The 14615-nt window shown below is 65.4% G+C and carries 15 protein-coding genes and 1 tRNA gene; 10 read left to right on the top strand and 6 right to left on the bottom strand.

The window, feature by feature from the left end; translation table 11 throughout:
* Positions 1–251: 251 nt before the first annotated feature.
* Positions 252–1670 carry a M20 family metallopeptidase gene (locus CIT39_RS04035; protein WP_094973290.1) on the bottom strand — a complete coding sequence of 473 codons (1419 nt, stop codon included), beginning with the start codon at positions 1668–1670 and terminating at the stop codon, positions 252–254.
* Positions 1671–1956: 286 nt separating this feature from the next.
* Here CIT39_RS04035 and CIT39_RS04030 point away from each other — a divergent pair, with 286 nt between their 5' ends.
* The 3 genes from CIT39_RS04030 to CIT39_RS04020 all read left to right on the top strand — a co-directional run bounded on the left by CIT39_RS04030 (position 1957) and on the right by CIT39_RS04020 (position 4309).
* Positions 1957–2928, top strand: coding sequence for a S1C family serine protease (locus tag CIT39_RS04030; protein WP_094973291.1), 972 nt, complete (start codon positions 1957–1959; stop codon positions 2926–2928).
* 22 nt (positions 2929–2950) lie between these two features.
* A complete protein-coding gene (locus CIT39_RS04025; RefSeq protein WP_094973292.1) occupies positions 2951–4021 on the top strand; it encodes an alpha/beta hydrolase in 1071 nt (356 codons plus the stop codon).
* Between the two features lie 81 nt (positions 4022–4102).
* The gene (locus CIT39_RS04020; protein WP_094973293.1) at positions 4103–4309 is read left to right on the top strand and encodes a hypothetical protein; all 207 of its coding nucleotides are present in this window, start codon (positions 4103–4105) and stop codon (positions 4307–4309) included.
* Between the two features lie 83 nt (positions 4310–4392).
* Here CIT39_RS04020 and CIT39_RS04015 read toward each other — a convergent pair whose 3' ends face one another.
* From CIT39_RS04015 to CIT39_RS04005, 3 genes are all read right to left on the bottom strand, one after another.
* Positions 4393–5052 (bottom strand): DsbA family protein, encoded by a 660-nt coding sequence (locus CIT39_RS04015; protein WP_094973294.1) that lies wholly within the window; start codon positions 5050–5052, stop codon positions 4393–4395.
* An 87-nt stretch (positions 5053–5139) separates the two neighbouring features.
* A complete protein-coding gene (locus tag CIT39_RS04010; RefSeq protein WP_094973295.1) occupies positions 5140–5862 on the bottom strand; it encodes an LrgB family protein in 723 nt (240 codons plus the stop codon).
* Positions 5859–6242, bottom strand: a complete 384-nt coding sequence (locus tag CIT39_RS04005) for a CidA/LrgA family protein (RefSeq protein WP_094973513.1) — start codon at positions 6240–6242, stop codon at positions 5859–5861. Before CIT39_RS04005 ends, CIT39_RS04010 begins: the two co-directional genes overlap by 4 nt.
* Before the next feature lie 195 nt (positions 6243–6437).
* Here CIT39_RS04005 and CIT39_RS04000 point away from each other — a divergent pair, with 195 nt between their 5' ends.
* Positions 6438–6986 carry a TetR/AcrR family transcriptional regulator gene (locus tag CIT39_RS04000; protein WP_094973296.1) on the top strand — a complete coding sequence of 183 codons (549 nt, stop codon included), beginning with the start codon at positions 6438–6440 and terminating at the stop codon, positions 6984–6986.
* A gap of 46 nt (positions 6987–7032) precedes the next feature.
* Here CIT39_RS04000 and CIT39_RS03995 read toward each other — a convergent pair whose 3' ends face one another.
* Positions 7033–7533, bottom strand: coding sequence for a hypothetical protein (locus tag CIT39_RS03995; RefSeq protein ID WP_094973297.1), 501 nt, complete (start codon positions 7531–7533; stop codon positions 7033–7035).
* 199 nt (positions 7534–7732) lie between these two features.
* Here CIT39_RS03995 and CIT39_RS03990 point away from each other — a divergent pair, with 199 nt between their 5' ends.
* Both CIT39_RS03990 and CIT39_RS03985 read left to right on the top strand, forming a co-directional pair.
* Positions 7733–8014 carry a PsiF family protein gene (locus CIT39_RS03990; RefSeq protein ID WP_094973298.1) on the top strand — a complete coding sequence of 94 codons (282 nt, stop codon included), beginning with the start codon at positions 7733–7735 and terminating at the stop codon, positions 8012–8014.
* A 99-nt stretch (positions 8015–8113) separates the two neighbouring features.
* Positions 8114–9199 (top strand): AbrB family transcriptional regulator, encoded by a 1086-nt coding sequence (locus CIT39_RS03985; RefSeq protein WP_094973299.1) that lies wholly within the window; start codon positions 8114–8116, stop codon positions 9197–9199.
* Positions 9200–9368: 169 nt separating this feature from the next.
* On the opposite strand, the gene CIT39_RS03980 is transcribed toward CIT39_RS03985, so the two are convergent.
* The gene (locus tag CIT39_RS03980) at positions 9369–9908 is read right to left on the bottom strand and encodes a disulfide bond formation protein B (protein ID WP_094973300.1); all 540 of its coding nucleotides are present in this window, start codon (positions 9906–9908) and stop codon (positions 9369–9371) included.
* 158 nt (positions 9909–10066) lie between these two features.
* Here CIT39_RS03980 and CIT39_RS03975 point away from each other — a divergent pair.
* From CIT39_RS03975 to CIT39_RS03960, 4 genes are all read left to right on the top strand, one after another.
* Positions 10067–10151 (top strand) — tRNA-Leu (locus CIT39_RS03975).
* 210 nt (positions 10152–10361) lie between these two features.
* A complete protein-coding gene (locus CIT39_RS03970) occupies positions 10362–10664 on the top strand; it encodes a hypothetical protein (RefSeq protein WP_094973301.1) in 303 nt (100 codons plus the stop codon).
* Positions 10665–11441: 777 nt separating this feature from the next.
* Positions 11442–11669, top strand: coding sequence for a hypothetical protein (locus tag CIT39_RS03965; protein ID WP_094973302.1), 228 nt, complete (start codon positions 11442–11444; stop codon positions 11667–11669).
* Between the two features lie 179 nt (positions 11670–11848).
* Positions 11849–14608 (top strand): DUF2235 domain-containing protein, encoded by a 2760-nt coding sequence (locus CIT39_RS03960; protein WP_094973303.1) that lies wholly within the window; start codon positions 11849–11851, stop codon positions 14606–14608.
* Positions 14609–14615: the final 7 nt, after the last annotated feature.

Genomic DNA, 14615 nt, shown 5'->3' with positions numbered 1-14615 from the left:
GTCTGGTTTCCATCATGATGATGACGGCCAACACGAGGTGGCCGCCCAATTAGCTGGCAGTAGATGGCACACCGAATGGGGGGTGCGTCAACTGGGACCGTGTGTATGCAAACGGTCTTCTGGCTGTCTGTTGGGCAAAACCGCGCTCCGCAGCCCATCCATTTGGCAATCCAGCATCAAAACGTGCTGGATTGCACGCTGCACTGCGGAAAATTTGTTCGCCGCATCAGACGAAGTGTCGAGGCGAAATTCTACGCGACGGACATGTCGAGCGGCGGATCAATGTGATCCGGCAGCGGACAGACATATGGCGTCTTGGCCGTCCGCTTTTTCAGGTCGGCCTTGGCCGCCTTGATCAGTTCCGGATCTGTCAGCGCCTTGATGCCGAGACCGGCCATCGCCTTGGCGGCCTGCACCATGGCCTTGTGGGCATGCGGGCTCTTGCCCTGCGCCACCACCTGCCAGGTGTGGAACGGTGTGCCGATCGCAACCGTGGGTGCGTGAACCTGTACGGTCGGCACCACCCAGCTGACGTCGCCGACGTCGGTCGAGCCGACCAGCGGATTGCGCTTGGCATCGAGCGGCACCAGGAAGTCGGCCAGCGGCCGATCGGTCTGTTCCATGCCGATCGCGTAATAGACCGATGCGATATCCTTGTCGCTCAACGTCGCGCGAATCTGGCTGGCAAAGCCCTTGTCCGCATCGTCGAAATGCGGCGGTCCGAGTTCTTCCATGACCCGGTGCAGCGCCTGCTCAAGCGGCGCGTTCGGCAGGATGTTGGAGACCGCGGAGATGATCTTCATCTCGACCTTGGTCTCGGTCATCAGCGCCGCACCTTCTGCGATCTTGCTGACGCGCCCGACCAGTTCGTTCATGCCGGGAAGGTCACGGGCGCGGATCGAGTAGCGCACCCGCGCATGGGCCTGGACCACGTTGGGCGCGATGCCGCCGGTGTCGAGCAGCGCATAGTGCACCCGCGCATCGCTCGGCATGTGCTCGCGCATGTAGTTCACGCCGACATTCATCAACTCGACCGCATCGAGCGCGGAACGGCCGAGATGCGGCGAGGCCGCGGCATGCGAGGTGCGGCCGGTGAAGATGAAGTCCGCGCGCGTGTTGGCGAGCGACGGCGTCACCGCGACCTCCCAAAAGCTGTGCGGATGCCAGGTGACGGCGATGTCGGCGTCCTCGAACGCGCCGGAACGCACCATGAAGGCCTTCGCCGCGCCGCCTTCTTCAGCCGGGCAACCATAATAGCGCACGCGGCCGGGCACCTTGTTCTCGGCGAGCCAATCCTTCACCGCGGTCGCGGCGAGCAGCGCGGCGGAACCGAGCAGATTGTGGCCGCAGCCATGACCGTGGCCGCCGGATTCAATCGGACGAGGCTCGGCGACACCCGCTTCCTGGCTGAGACCGGGCAGCGCGTCATATTCGCCCATGAATGCGATGACAGGACCGCCCTCGCCCCACTCGCCCATGACCGCGGTCGGAATGCCGGCGACCTTCTCGGTGATGCGGAAGCCCTGGTGGCGCAGTTCGGCGAGGTGCTCGGCGGCGGACCGCGCCTCGGTGTAGCACACCTCGGGCATGCCCCAGACCTTGTCGCTGAGGTCGATGAAACGCCCCTTGATTGTGTCGATGCCACGCCAGATGTCGCTGCGGTTATCCATTGCTTCGGTCCGTGATCTCTTGGTCAAGGGAAGCGGCAATGGTTAGCAGCTTCATCGTACGCCGCCTAGCACCTCGCCGGACACCAGCCATGCGGCCGCATGCTGGATCGAGGGTCGCCTGCCATCCGCACGGGATGCCTCTGAGCCTTTCGAAGATTTCACGCGGGGTTCTACGAATAGTTGGGAACGAGGCTTTCAAGACGCCCTTCCTCAGCCTAAATTAACCGTGCTTCGCGCGTCGCTCTGCAGCAATATCGGAGCGACGCACTAAAGCCAGGAGAACTCCATGCCCGCTTTGACCGAATGGAGAGTGCCGCCGGCCAATCAGCCGCGTGCGAGCGACTACGGTTTCGATCTCGACCGCGCACTCGCATCCGTCGTCGGCCTGCACGCCATCATTCCGCCGGACGCCTTCAGCGCCGAGACGCTGGGCACCGAACGCGCCGGCAACGGCGTCGTGATCGACCGCGGACTGGTTCTGACCATCGGCTATCTCATCACCGAGGCGGAATCGGTGTGGCTGCACCTCGGCGACGGGCGGGTGGTCGAAGGCCATGCGCTCGGCTTCGATTCCGAAACCGGCTTCGGCCTGGTGCAGGCTCTCGGCGACCTCGACGTCGAGCCATTGCCGATCGGCAGCTCGGCGAAAACTGGGATCGGCGACCGCGTCGTGGTCGGCGGCGCCGGTGGTCGTACGCGCTCGGTCGCCAGCCAGATCGTGGCCAAGCAGGAATTCGCCGGCTATTGGGAATATCTGCTGGACGAGGCCATGTTCACCTATCCCGCGCATCCGAACTGGGGTGGCACGGCGCTGCTCAACGAGCGCGGCGAGCTGATCGGTATCGGCTCGCTTCAGCTGGAGCGCGAACGCGACGGCAAGGCCGAGCACGTCAACATGGTCGTGCCGATCGACATCTTGAAGCCGGTTCTCGACGATCTGCGCAAGTTCGGTCGCGTCAACAAGCCGGCGCGACCATGGCTCGGGCTCTACTCGACCGAGATCGACAACCGCGTGGTCGTGATCGGGATCTCCCCGAACGGCCCTGCCGCGCGCGCCGAGCTCAAGACCGACGACATCATTCTCGCCGTGAACGGCGACAAGGTCACGAGCCAGACCGCGTTCTACAAGAAGATGTGGGCGCTCGGCGCCGCCGGCGTCGATGTGCCGCTAACCGTGTACCACCAAGGTGTCACCTTCGACGTCACGGTGACCTCGACCGATCGCTTCAAGCTCTTGAAGGCGCCAAAGCTGCATTGATCCGACGCTGAAGGAAGCCGCAATGAGCGAGGCCGTGGTCGACGACATCGTGGCCGTGCTGCCGCCGCTGCTCAATGCGCTGGAAGCGCTCGGCTTCTTCCAACGTCAATTGCATCCGCCGGCGTTCGCTTCCGTGATGAATGCGATCGGCGCACCGGATGAGGCGCTGCAAACGGCCCACGCGGCTATCGGAGCGTGGCCGGAGCAGTTCGCGAGCCTCCGCGAGCGGCTCGATCGCGCCTGCGACGAGACGCTTGCCGCCTTTGCCGGGATCCGCGAGGTCGAGCGCGGCAATGGCGATCTCGTCGCCGTCTTCCGCGCGCTGCGCCATTTGCCGCGTGCACAGGAGGCGCTTTATCCGTTGTCGCCGCAATTTCCTCCCGTCAGCAATTTCTTTCTCAACACCGCCAATCGCGACAATGCGGATCTGTTGTCGCGGCTCGAAGCCGGCACGAGTGAAAATGCCGGCATCTTCCACGACCACAACGAACCCGGCAGCCGCGGCGGCTTCTCGGTCTACGTGCCTGAGCATTATACGCCCGAGCGCGCCATGCCGCTGGTAATGGCGCTGCATGGCGGCAGCGGCAACGGACGCGGCTTTCTGTGGAGCTGGCTGCGAGACGCCCGCAGCCTTGGCGCGATCCTGGTGGCGCCGACCGCGACCGGTCCGACCTGGGCGCTGATGGGCGATGATGCCGATACGCCCAATCTCATGCGCATCCTCGAAACCGTGCGCAGCCGCTGGCGCATCGACAGCTCGCGCATGCTGCTGACCGGCATGAGCGACGGCGGCACCTTCAGCTATGTCAGCGGTCTCGACGGCGCCTCGCCCTTCACCCATCTGGCGCCGGTCTCGGCAACCTTCCATCCGCTGATGGCGGAGATGGCCGACGCCGCGCGCCTGCAAGGTCTGCCGATCTTCATCACCCACGGCAAGCTCGACTGGATGTTTCCGGTGCAGACCGCGCGCCAGACCCAGGCGGCGCTCGCGGCGGCGGGCGCCGATGTCACCTATCGCGAAATCGACGACCTCAGCCACACCTATCCGCGCGAGATCAACGCGGAGCTGGTGCAGTGGCTGAAGGCGGGATGAACAAGTCCACTTCATCCGTGCCACAGTGCCGCGGAACCTTAACTGCGGGCCAACGTTATCGGCCGTCACCGGAGGTTAGCCATGCGGACTTTTTTCGGAATGATCTTGGGCGCGCTGCTCCTTGCCGGAGGAGTCTATGTCTATGACTCCATGCAGACGTCGTCCGTCGCCAACGGCGAGGTCGCGAGCGTCAATCGCACGATCGTGAACTGGGACGTCGCGAAGGCCGATTGGGATGCGCTGCGCGATCGCGCGCACAGGGACTGGGTACGAATCTCGCAGAAGTAACGCCGCACTGTCGAACATGAACGAGGCGCCGTCGCGAATCCGCGGCGGCGCCTTTGTGTTGGCTGCGATCGACGCTGCGCGTATCAGTTCATCTTGGCCTTGCGGGCATCGGCGATGACCTGCTCGAACTCGGCCATGCTGAGCGCGCCCGGAACGCGATACTTGCCGACGATGAAGGCCGGGGTGCCGCGGAAGCCGAAGGCTTCGGCCTGCTCGTTGTTGCGCTTGAGCAGGGCGTCGATGTCGCTGCCGCGGCCGGCGAGATCGCGCTTCAGGCGGTCCATGTCGACGCCGGCGGCCGCGAGCAGCTCGTTGATGCGCGGCTCGGTCAGGCGCGAGCTGACGCCCATCATGGCGTCATGGGCCTGATGGTACTTGTCCTGGAATTTCGCCGCGAGCGCGGTCCGCGCCGCGGTGACCGAGACCGGACCGAGGATCGGCCAATCCTTCATCACCAGCCGCACCTTGCCGTCGTCCTGGATGACCTGGCGCAGCTCGGGCTCGAGCTTGCGGCAATAGGGGCAATTGTAGTCGGACCATTCGACGATGGTGACGTTGCCGTTGGGATTGCCGGCGACGGGCGTGTCGGGGTCACGCAGCACCTTGGCTTCGGTCAGCACCTCGTTCTCGTCGGTCGCCGCGCGCACTGAGGCGCCGCCCGTCAGCGCGAAGGCGCCTGCCCCGATCAGCGTCAGCGCCGCGCGCCGCGTCGGCCCAAGGCCCTTAGTCCCAAATCCAGCCATATCTCGTCCCGTTTCGGTCCCATCTCCCCGAATACGGTTCGGGACCGGGAATTGTTACTCGTCATATAGAGTGTCGCGGCAGTGATGTCATCGCACCAGCAGCGTGACCGCCAGGGGGACCAGGAACGAGGTCACCAAGGCGTTCAGGCTCATGGCGATGCCGGAGAAGACGCCGGCAATCTCGTCGACCTGGAACGCACGCGCGGTGCCGATGCCATGCGCGGCCAAGCCAGCCGCAAATCCGCGCGCGCGGTAATCGGTGACGCCAGTGCGGTTCATCAGCGGCGTCACGATGATGGCGCCCATGATGCCGGTGAGGATCACCGCAACCGCCGCCAGCGAGGGATCGGCGTGCAGGGATTCGGCGATGCCCATGGCGACGCCGGCGGTGACCGATTTCGGCGCCAGCGACAGCACCACGTCGCGCGGCAGGCCGGCGAACTCGGCCAGCAGCACCACCGACACCACCGCCGTGATCGATCCCGCGAGCAACGCCACCAGCATCGGCACGATGGATGACACGACGCGCCAGCGGTTCTCATAGAGCGGTACCGCGAGCGCGACGGTGGCAGGCCCCAGCAGGAAGTGGACGAACTGCGCGCCGGCGAAATAGCTCGTATAGGACGTGCCGGTCGCGAGCAGGAACGCGCCGATGATCCACATCGCGTGCAGCACGGGATTGGCGAGCGGATGGCGCCGCGTCGCCAGCGACACCGCATCCGTGGTCGCATAGACCAGCAGCGTCACGGTCAGCCACAGCAGCGGCGACTGCGAGAGATAGACCCAGAGCGAAAACGGATTGTCGCTCATCGCGCGTCCTGCTGCTTCAACAGGCGGCTGACGAGGCGAAAGGTCAGCACCGTCGCCAGCAGCGTGACGACCACGGAGAGCGCGAGCACCAGGACGATGGCGATGCCGTGAGAGGCGAGCAGGTCGAGCTTCTGCACGACACCGACGCCGGCCGGCACGAACAACAGCGACAGATGCGCCAGCAGGCCCTTGCTGGCGTTTTCCACGCCGTCGTTGCGCAGCGGCCCGTGTGCAAGCACAGCGAAGCGATCGCGGGCGAGCAGCAGGATCAGGAGCAACAGCAGGCCGAGCACCGGCCCCGGCAAGGGTAGACCGATGCCGCGCACGACGGCTTCGCCGATCAATTGGCACAGCAGGATGAGGCCGAGACTCGCAAGCATGACCAGCACATCAAGGGATGCGTCGGCAGGCTTGTCAATCGGCGCTGTGCATGGGACGTGCGCGGCTCGTGCGAAGCGGCAATGCGGGGCAGCATCGAACGCGATCGCGCCTTTCGGCTCTTGATACGATAGCGTATCAGGGCCTCCTCGCGTTAGCAATACGGCACCGTATCAAGAATCGGAGAGGCCTCTTTCATGAGCGACGGCAAGGGCGATGTCTGGGTCGAGGCGGGCTTTATCGAGCTCGCCCGCGCCGGGGTCGAGGGTGTCCGGGTCGAGGTGCTCGCCAAGAATCTCGGCGTCACCAAGGGCGGCTTCTACCGTCGCTTCGCCGACCGCGCCGCGCTGCTCGATGCCATGCTGCAGCATTGGCGCGAGGGGCGGGCTGAGTCGATCGCGCAGCAGACGCGCCTCGACGGCCAAGAGCCGCGCGAACGGCTGAAGGCGGTGATCCAGCTCTATTCCGAGCGGCTCAATCCGGAAGCGATGGCGATCGAGCTCGCGATCCGGCAATGGGCCCGCTCCGACGAGAATGCCGCGGCAGCCGTGGCGAGCGTGGACGCAGCGCGGCTCAAGCATGTGGCCGAGCTCTATCGCGCGACCGGGCTCGCGGCCGAAGAGGCCGACGCACAGGCCTTCCTGTTCTACTGCTTCATCTTCGGCCAGAGCCTGTTGTTCGTCGAGCGCGGCCCGCGCAAGCGAGCGCAGCTGGTGGCAAGGTCGGCCGAAAAGCTGCTGGGCTAGGCAACAAGGCCGGAGCGCTGCTCCGGCCTTGGCGTCAATTCGAAGCTCAGGCGGCGCCCTTCAGCTTCTTGTTGCATTCGCTGTAAAAGCCGCCGCCCTTCTGGATCCACTTCAAGCCGCCGTTGCCGTTGGTGGTCTTGTTGGCGTTGTACTGGTCGACGCAGGTGTGCAGGCGGCCCTTGCCCGGGGTCTCCTTGGCATATTTCGGATCGATCGCGTTCGGATAGATCGCGGGTCCGGCCGGCAGGGTCGGCGCGGCGGCGGGGGCCGCCTCCTTCTTGGCCTGCTTCGGCTCGGCGGGAGCGGCGGGCGCAGCCGCGGTCGGTGCAGGAGCAGCCGGTGCGGCGGCAGCCGGCGTTGCATCCGCACCGCACTGGGCCTTGCGGAAGTCATTCCACTTCGTGGTGCCGAGCGAACCGTCCTTCTTGGCGGCCTGGTATTTGGCGCTGCACTCCTGCGACGTCAGCGCCTGCGCCGGCGCCGACACCGCCAACGCCGCAAATCCCGACAACGCCATAGCGCAGAGCCATTTTGATTGAATGGTCATCCCTGATCTCCTCCTTGGTCTTCCCCGAGGGAAGTGAAACGAACATTACTATCCTAGCGTGCCGGCCGCCCGCGACAAGGATGCGATGCGTCGCCCCGGCAAAATATAGTGATCCCGTCATTCCCATCATTCATGTCGCGTTCAGCAACGCGGGCCGACGGTCTTATCCCTCCCAATTCTCCCAAGCAGAGTGCAACACATGACCTTCACGTCCCGCCTCGCCGCCGTCGCTCTCGCCTCTCTGCTCGTCAGCGGCACTGCCTTCGCGCAGACCGCCGCGCCGGCCACCAAGCCCGATGCAGCCGCCATTGCCGAAAGGAAGGCGCCGAAGGAGCGCTCGGCGGAATCGCTTGAATGCTCCAAGCAGGCGGACGCCAAGGGATTGAAGGGCAAGGAGCGCAAGAAATTCCGCCGGGAATGCAAGAAGGAAGCGAGGGCTGGCAGTGCGGCGCCCGCCGCCCCTGCCGCCGACAAGAAGTAAGTCCGTCGCGATTCTCCACCTGCATCAGACAGAGGCGCGCGCATTGCGGCATGACGAGCCTGCAATTGTGCGCCTCTCGCCGATTTGCGATAAGGCGGCGTGAAGCAAATCGCCGCCTCCCTGTCGTTCGAATGGCCGAGCCGTGCCAGGATCCTGAGCACGGCGGAGACGCTCGTCATCGGCACCGCCGGCGGCCTTGCGTTTCTGCTCGCCGGCCTTCCCGGCGGACTGATCTCCGGCTCGATGATCGCGGTCGGGATCGCCGCGATCGCCGGGCGCCAGCTCGCGCTGCCGCCGCTCCTGACCCAGACCGTGCTGGTGCTGCTCGGCATTTCGCTGGGCTCGGTGGTCTCGCGCCATCTGCTTCAGCAGGTCGGCGCCTACCCCCTCACCATCGGGCTGCTCGCGCTCGCGACCTTCTGCTCGACCTTCGGCTCGAGCTATTACCTCCAGCGCATCCATGGCTGGGACCGCACCTCGGCCTTCCTCGCCGGCAGCCCCGGCGCGCTGTCGCAGATCACGATTCTGGCGGTCGAGCGCGGCGCCGACCTGCCGGGCATCGCGGTGGTGCAGACCATGCGCGTCATCATCCTCACCGCGGCGCTGCCGATGGTGCTCGCGTTTGCAGGTGTCGCCCCCTCTGCCGCGCCGTCGCTGACGACGACGATCGCCTCGCCGCTCGATCTCGTTGAGCTGGTCGCGGCCTCGCTGGCCATGGCGCTGGTCCTGCGCCTGATCAAATTTCCGGCGAGCTGGATGTTCGGCGCCATGATCGCCTCCAGCGTGCTGCATGGCGCCGGCTGGGTCGAGGGCGGCCTGCCGAACTGGGTGCGCGGCGTGGCGCTGGTCGGCATCGGCGCGCTGATCGGCAGCCGTTTCGCGCGGATGCGGATCAAGACGCTGGCCGGCCACATCAACGCGGCGCTGGGCTCGTTCACGGTCGCGATCGCCGTCTCTGCCATCTTCGTCGGCATCGTGGCGCTGACCACCCAGGTCAAGTTCTCCGACACCGTCGTCGCCTTCGCGCCGGGCGCGATGGACGCCATGCTGGCTCTGGCACTGACCTTGCACATCGACCCGATCTTCGTCGGCGCCCATCACCTCTCGCGCTTCGTGTTCGTGACGATCGCAACGCCGGGCATCGTGCATCTGTTCGGACGCACGCAGGACGACGTGGATGATTGAGGGAACGCAGCGGGCGTAACGGGCTTCGCTCTTGTAGGGTGGGCAAAGGCGCGCTTGCGCCGTGCCCTCGTTCTCTTTCGGCCTTATCAAGACGAACGGCCATGAATAGCGATGAATCGTGGGCACGGCGCGCGAAGAGCGCGCCTTTGCCCACCCTACGGCAGCTAGCCTAGCCTCTCGCCGTCCGTGCAAATCCCCACGCGGCGATCGCGGCCATCAGCAGCGAGATCAGCACATTATATCCGGCGAGCGAGAGGCCGAGGAAGCGCCACTGCACCTCGTCGCAACGCACCACCTTCACGGTGTCGAGCTTCGAGAAGAGATCGCCGGCATTGCCGAGGTTGACGACCGGACCGGTGCAATCGGTCGGCCCCTGCCAGAGTCCCCATTCGACGCCCGAATGATAGGTGCCGAGACCGGCATTGGCGAGCGTCGCCAGCGCGAGGATCGCGAGCCCCGCCAGCAGAAGCGGCCGCGGCGCGCCGCTCCGCGCGGCAAACGCCGTCAGCACACCGAGCGGAATCGCGAGGTAATAGGCGTAGCGCTGCTCCAGGCAGAGCGGACAGGGCAGGATCTCCAGCACGAGTTGGAAGAACCAGGCTCCCGCGATGGTCGCAGCCGCAATCAGCGTGACGAGCAGCGAGGCGGTCAACGCGGGGTTCGCGGCCGCCGGCTTGAAGGCAGGTATTGCGGCACTCTGGGTCGTCACGGCAGCCTCTTTCCGGTCGGTTGCTCTCTTAAGCCTCTAGCCCCGGTCCATGCGGCTGTCGAGAACGGCCGACATCACTTTGGCGCGGGTTGACCCCGCTTTGTCCATGGCTATAGTCCGCCGACTTCGCGACGCTCGCCTCATAGAGCCGACCGAGGGCCCCTGTGGCGGAACTGGTAGACGCGCTCGACTCAAAATCGAGTTCCGCAAGGAGTGCTGGTTCGATTCCGGCCAGGGGCACCACGCTTCGCCCTTCGGGCTACGCGTGGCGCGGCCAAGCTGGACCGGAAGACGAGCATGTCGAGGCAGCCACGCGTAACCCCGAAGGGTGAAGCGTGTCCGGCGAAGCCTCTTGGCGAAGACGGACTGCCTCAACATTTCCCCCTCCCCTTCCAATCGTCATATCCCGACTGTATAAACCGGTAGCTTCTTCCGTTACTCGAAGGAGCTCATATGAACGATTTGCACGCGTGGCTTTCGCAACAGCACCACGGCTTGCGGACCTTCCAGACCTTTCAGCACATGCTTGAGACGCTCGGCCGGAGCGATCCCGCCCAGCGCGGCCTGTGCCGCCTGCTCAGCGGTATCGTCGGCAGCTACATCGAGGCCTTTGACGAGGCGCCGCTGCCGGTCGACATCGCCGAAATCGCCTATCGGCGCCTGCTGACGCTGGTCGAAAGCCTCGATCTGCACGGAAACGCCGCGCGCCGCCTCGCCGACATCAACCGCGTGGCGACCTGCGAGTTGTGGCGGTGATCGACAAGACCAGCCCGCCCACTTCAATTTCTCGATAACGAGACGCGCCGCTACGGCCTCGCGACGCATGACGCCCGAGTCTTGTGCTTCTCTCGACGCCCCTTCCTTGGAAAGGGCGCAGGGAAGGCCGGGCGCCGGCTGGCACCCGCGGTCCGCTGTGCGCAAATTGCGCGAAAACAAAATGCACAGCGGCATACAGGGCAGCCTGGGACATCCCGGCCTTTCCCTGCGCAGTGGTTTGACGGCTTATGGCGCGCTCTCCCCGGGGAGCGATTCACTATTGCCCCCGTCGCCTTGCGGATGGCTGATGCGCACGCCCGGTCGGGCAGCCACATCACCGCAAACCTTGACGCACAGACCCCGGGCGTCAGGACGACACGCTTTTGCCGTACGCGGACCGCACCGGTCGTGTGCGCGCTGCTCGACCGCTCACGGGCCAAACCCGCCCTGCGATTGCTGGCGCGCCGATGCACTCCACGTCCACCGCCACCCGGCCCGCGCATCGTGACGATCGCGAAACGCCCCTTATCCATGGGCCGGGATGAGCGACACATACGACATTTCCGAATTTCGGTCAAGACGAATTATCTCCCCGAGGGTAGGGCAATCATAAATCATACTTGAGAGCGATTTCCCGGCGGCCATCCTTCGAGACGCGCGCGGAGGCCGCCCAGAATGCCACCCGACTGTCCTGCTCCGAACCGGTGCGAGCCGTTCGACTTCGTCGCACCAATCCCTATATCCTCCAGCAACCCATCTAACGCAGCGGACAGCTTGATGGCCAGGACACGCACGACTGACGCCGACGACTTTCCCCGCTACTTCGTCTGGGTCCGGGGTCTCGAAGGCCCCGAGCCGCAGAAATGGATGGCGATGGATTTCGGCGTCGGTGACTGGAAGCGGCCGCTGGTGCTGGCCTATCTGGAGCTGCCGCAGGACGAGCGGCGTCTGTCGCTGTCGATGCTGGCCCGGCGCTATCCGCCGCCGCGGGTCGACGTGTCATAGACATGGTCGGCGTCAGCGATACCCATCACTATCTCGTCATGGTGAAGCGGCTGGCTTGCTACCTCAACGGGATCGTGTGCAGGCTTCACCTGCATTTCATGACGCAGCGATTGATGGATTCCGGGGAGTGCAGCCCGGTTCAGGCCTGACACTTTCCGGTTGCATTGCCGGTGAGACCCATGACGCATCATGACGAGCGGAACGCCGACTCTCCCAAGGCCGATTCTCCCAGGCCGGAACGCACGTCCAGCGCCGGGGATGACGGAGGCGCGGCCCTGCCAAGACGCAAGCTGGTGCTGTTCGCCGACGGCACCGGCAATGCGTTCACCACGAAGGAATCCAGCGTCTGGCGTCTCTATGAGGCGCTCGACCATACCCAGCCGGATCAGATCGCGCATTATATCAAGGGGGTCGGCACCGCCGGCTGGGCACCGCTTGCCGCGCTCGACGGTGCCACCGGCGTCGGCGTTCCCGGCAACGTCCGCAAGCTCTATCGCTTCCTGTGCTGGAACTGGCGTCCCGGCGACGACATCTACATCTTCGGCTTCAGCCGCGGCGCCTTCACCGCGCGCACGCTGGCCGCGCTGATCTCGAGCCAGGGCCTGGTGCCGGCGGAGATCGACGACACGCCGGTGTCGCATGCCGAGATGGGGCGCAACGTCAAAGCCGCCTGGCGCGCGTACCGGCGCGACACCGTGCCCTGGACCAGGAGCCTGCCGACGATCTGGGTGACGCGCTGGATCCGCGACTTCCTGCTGTTCGTCTATCACTGGCTTTGTCGGCACCGTACCTACGCCGAGGTGCGGAGCAAAATGAACGGGCGCAGCGAGGTCGAGATCGCATTCCTCGGCCTGTTCGACACCGTCGAGGCGTTCGGCGTTCCGATCGAAGAGCTACGTCTCGCCGTCGACTGGGCGATCTGGCCGATCTCGTTCCGCAATCACCGGCTGTCGCACAAGGTCAGGCACGCCTGTCACGCGCTCGCGCTCGACGACGAACGCACCACCTTCCATCCGCTGCGGATCGACCAGAGCCATCTGGCGCAGGGACAGATCGTCAAGGAAGTGTGGTTCACGGGCGTTCATTCAGACATCGGCGGCGGCTATCCGGAATCCACGTTGTCTTTCGTCCCGCTGGTCTGGATGGTCGAGCAGCTCGGCGGCCGGCTGCGCTTCAAGGACGGCGAGATCGAGCATTTCAGCGACTATCAATCGGCGCTCGGACCGCGGCACGATTCCCGCGGCGGCGCAGCGGTGCTGTACCGCTACGGACCGCGTCCGATCGTCGGCGGCGACGTGAATGGCGGGCTGCCGGTCGTGCACTTCGCGGTCATCGAGCGCATGCTGTTCGGCTGTGACGATTACGCGCCCATCATGCTTCCGGCGAACTGCCTGGTGCTGCTGCCGGACGGAACGAAATTGCCGCTGCGGTCGGAGGGAGACGACAAGGATCTCGACGAGCAGCATGTGCGCGAGGTCATGAAGGCCGCCTATCTGCAAAAGGCGACGGGACCGCGTCGTGCCGAGGAGGCCAGGGCCTTCACCGGGATGAGCACGCCCGACGCCACCATGTCGAGCCTGACGCGCGACACCGTGTGGTGGCGGCGCGTCGCCTATTTCTCGCTTCTGTTCATGGTCGGCGTGATCGCCGCCTGGCCGTGGATCGCGCACGCGCTGGTGCAGTGGTCCGAAGACCGCGCCCTCGAGGGCACAGGTGCGCTGTCTTTCATCACTAATATCGACTGGGTGATGGGCGCTGTGGTGGCGCCGCTGACCAATCTGCTGCGAGACGTGCTGCCGTCCTATGCGGCCCCCTGGCTCAACATCGCGACCTACTATCCCTTCCTGACCTCGATCGTGGTGATCGTCACCTGGTGGATCTGGCACAAGAACGGAACGTTGCGTGACGACATCCAGGAGCGGGCGCGTCTCGCCTGGAACACGCCGCGCCGCAGGGCGAGCAGGGAGCACGTCGACCAGCCGGGGCCGTTAATGCGGTTCGGACACTGGATGCGCCTGAATGCCGGCCCGGCGCAGCGCGTCATCACCAAGGGATTGGTGCCGGCGGTCTTCCTGATCGCGATCTTCGGCTCGGCCGCCCTGATCGTGTCGAGCAGCCTGTTCACCGGACGTCTTGCTCTCGGATCGGTCTGCTCGCCGCCTGCGGTCAAGGGCTCGCCCTCGTTCCAGACCGGCACGCCGGTGACGGACGAGCCGCTCGAGGCGCGCGCGTCATTCGACACCAGGGACTTCTGCTGGTGGAGCGGGCTCGCCGTCGAGAAGGGCCGCAAATACCGCGTCTTTCTCGAGATAAAGGAGCCATGGTTCGACCGCACCATCATGAGCGGCGCGAACGGATTTGCGACCTACGAGCCGCATCATTACGTGGCGCTGCCGGAGCGTCGTCTGTTCGCCGCGGACTGGTTCCAGCCGGTGGTGCGCATCGGCAGCAAGGGCATCAACGACCTGCCGCTGACCGCAGTCAATGTGATGCCGGCCGACGAATTCCCCCGCCGCATGAAGCCCACTTTGCCCGCCGAGGACGACATCAGCCGAACCCGCAACAGGTACCCCGTGCGGCTCGACGACACGGCCGAGTTCAAGGACCGGCTCGACGGACTCGGCAAATTCGAACCGATTCCGCCGGCCATGCTCGCCGAGGCAGGCCAGGTCTGGACCAGGCAGCTGTTGACCGGCCGCCTCGTCGCCGAATTCGTCGCGCCCGACTCCGGCGAGCTGTTCTTCTACGTCAATGACGCCGTCCAGATCTTCCCGCGTCTGCTTCCGGAATCGTGGGTCCCGTCCTGGCTCGATGCGATCCAGGGACCGCGCGATCTCTTCTACCGAAACAATAGCGGCACTGCGAAGATCAAGGTCCAGCGCCTGCCGGCCGCGCCGATGCCGCCGGACATGCCGGCATCACCGCTGGCGCGCAACTGAGACCCGG

Source organism: Bradyrhizobium symbiodeficiens (assembly GCF_002266465.3).
Taxonomy (GTDB): domain Bacteria; phylum Pseudomonadota; class Alphaproteobacteria; order Rhizobiales; family Xanthobacteraceae; genus Bradyrhizobium; species Bradyrhizobium symbiodeficiens.
This window is presented reverse-complemented; position numbering and strand designations above follow the sequence as displayed.

Bases quoted from the DNA above. Each gene is read 5' to 3' on its own strand.
- CIT39_RS04035 (WP_094973290.1), bottom strand. From the start codon at position 1,670: ATGGATAACCGCAGCGACATCTGGCGTGGCATCGACACAATCAAGGGG.
- CIT39_RS04030 (WP_094973291.1), top strand. From the start codon at position 1,957: ATGCCCGCTTTGACCGAATGGAGAGTGCCGCCGGCCAATCAGCCGCGT.
- CIT39_RS04025 (WP_094973292.1), top strand. From the start codon at position 2,951: ATGAGCGAGGCCGTGGTCGACGACATCGTGGCCGTGCTGCCGCCGCTG.
- CIT39_RS04020 (WP_094973293.1), top strand. From the start codon at position 4,103: ATGCGGACTTTTTTCGGAATGATCTTGGGCGCGCTGCTCCTTGCCGGA.
- CIT39_RS04015 (WP_094973294.1), bottom strand. From the start codon at position 5,052: ATGGCTGGATTTGGGACTAAGGGCCTTGGGCCGACGCGGCGCGCGGCG.
- CIT39_RS04010 (WP_094973295.1), bottom strand. From the start codon at position 5,862: ATGAGCGACAATCCGTTTTCGCTCTGGGTCTATCTCTCGCAGTCGCCG.
- CIT39_RS04005 (WP_094973513.1), bottom strand. From the start codon at position 6,242: ATGCTTGCGAGTCTCGGCCTCATCCTGCTGTGCCAATTGATCGGCGAA.
- CIT39_RS04000 (WP_094973296.1), top strand. From the start codon at position 6,438: ATGAGCGACGGCAAGGGCGATGTCTGGGTCGAGGCGGGCTTTATCGAG.
- CIT39_RS03995 (WP_094973297.1), bottom strand. From the start codon at position 7,533: ATGACCATTCAATCAAAATGGCTCTGCGCTATGGCGTTGTCGGGATTT.
- CIT39_RS03990 (WP_094973298.1), top strand. From the start codon at position 7,733: ATGACCTTCACGTCCCGCCTCGCCGCCGTCGCTCTCGCCTCTCTGCTC.
- CIT39_RS03970 (WP_094973301.1), top strand. From the start codon at position 10,362: ATGAACGATTTGCACGCGTGGCTTTCGCAACAGCACCACGGCTTGCGG.
- CIT39_RS03965 (WP_094973302.1), top strand. From the start codon at position 11,442: ATGGCCAGGACACGCACGACTGACGCCGACGACTTTCCCCGCTACTTC.
- CIT39_RS03960 (WP_094973303.1), top strand. From the start codon at position 11,849: ATGACGCATCATGACGAGCGGAACGCCGACTCTCCCAAGGCCGATTCT.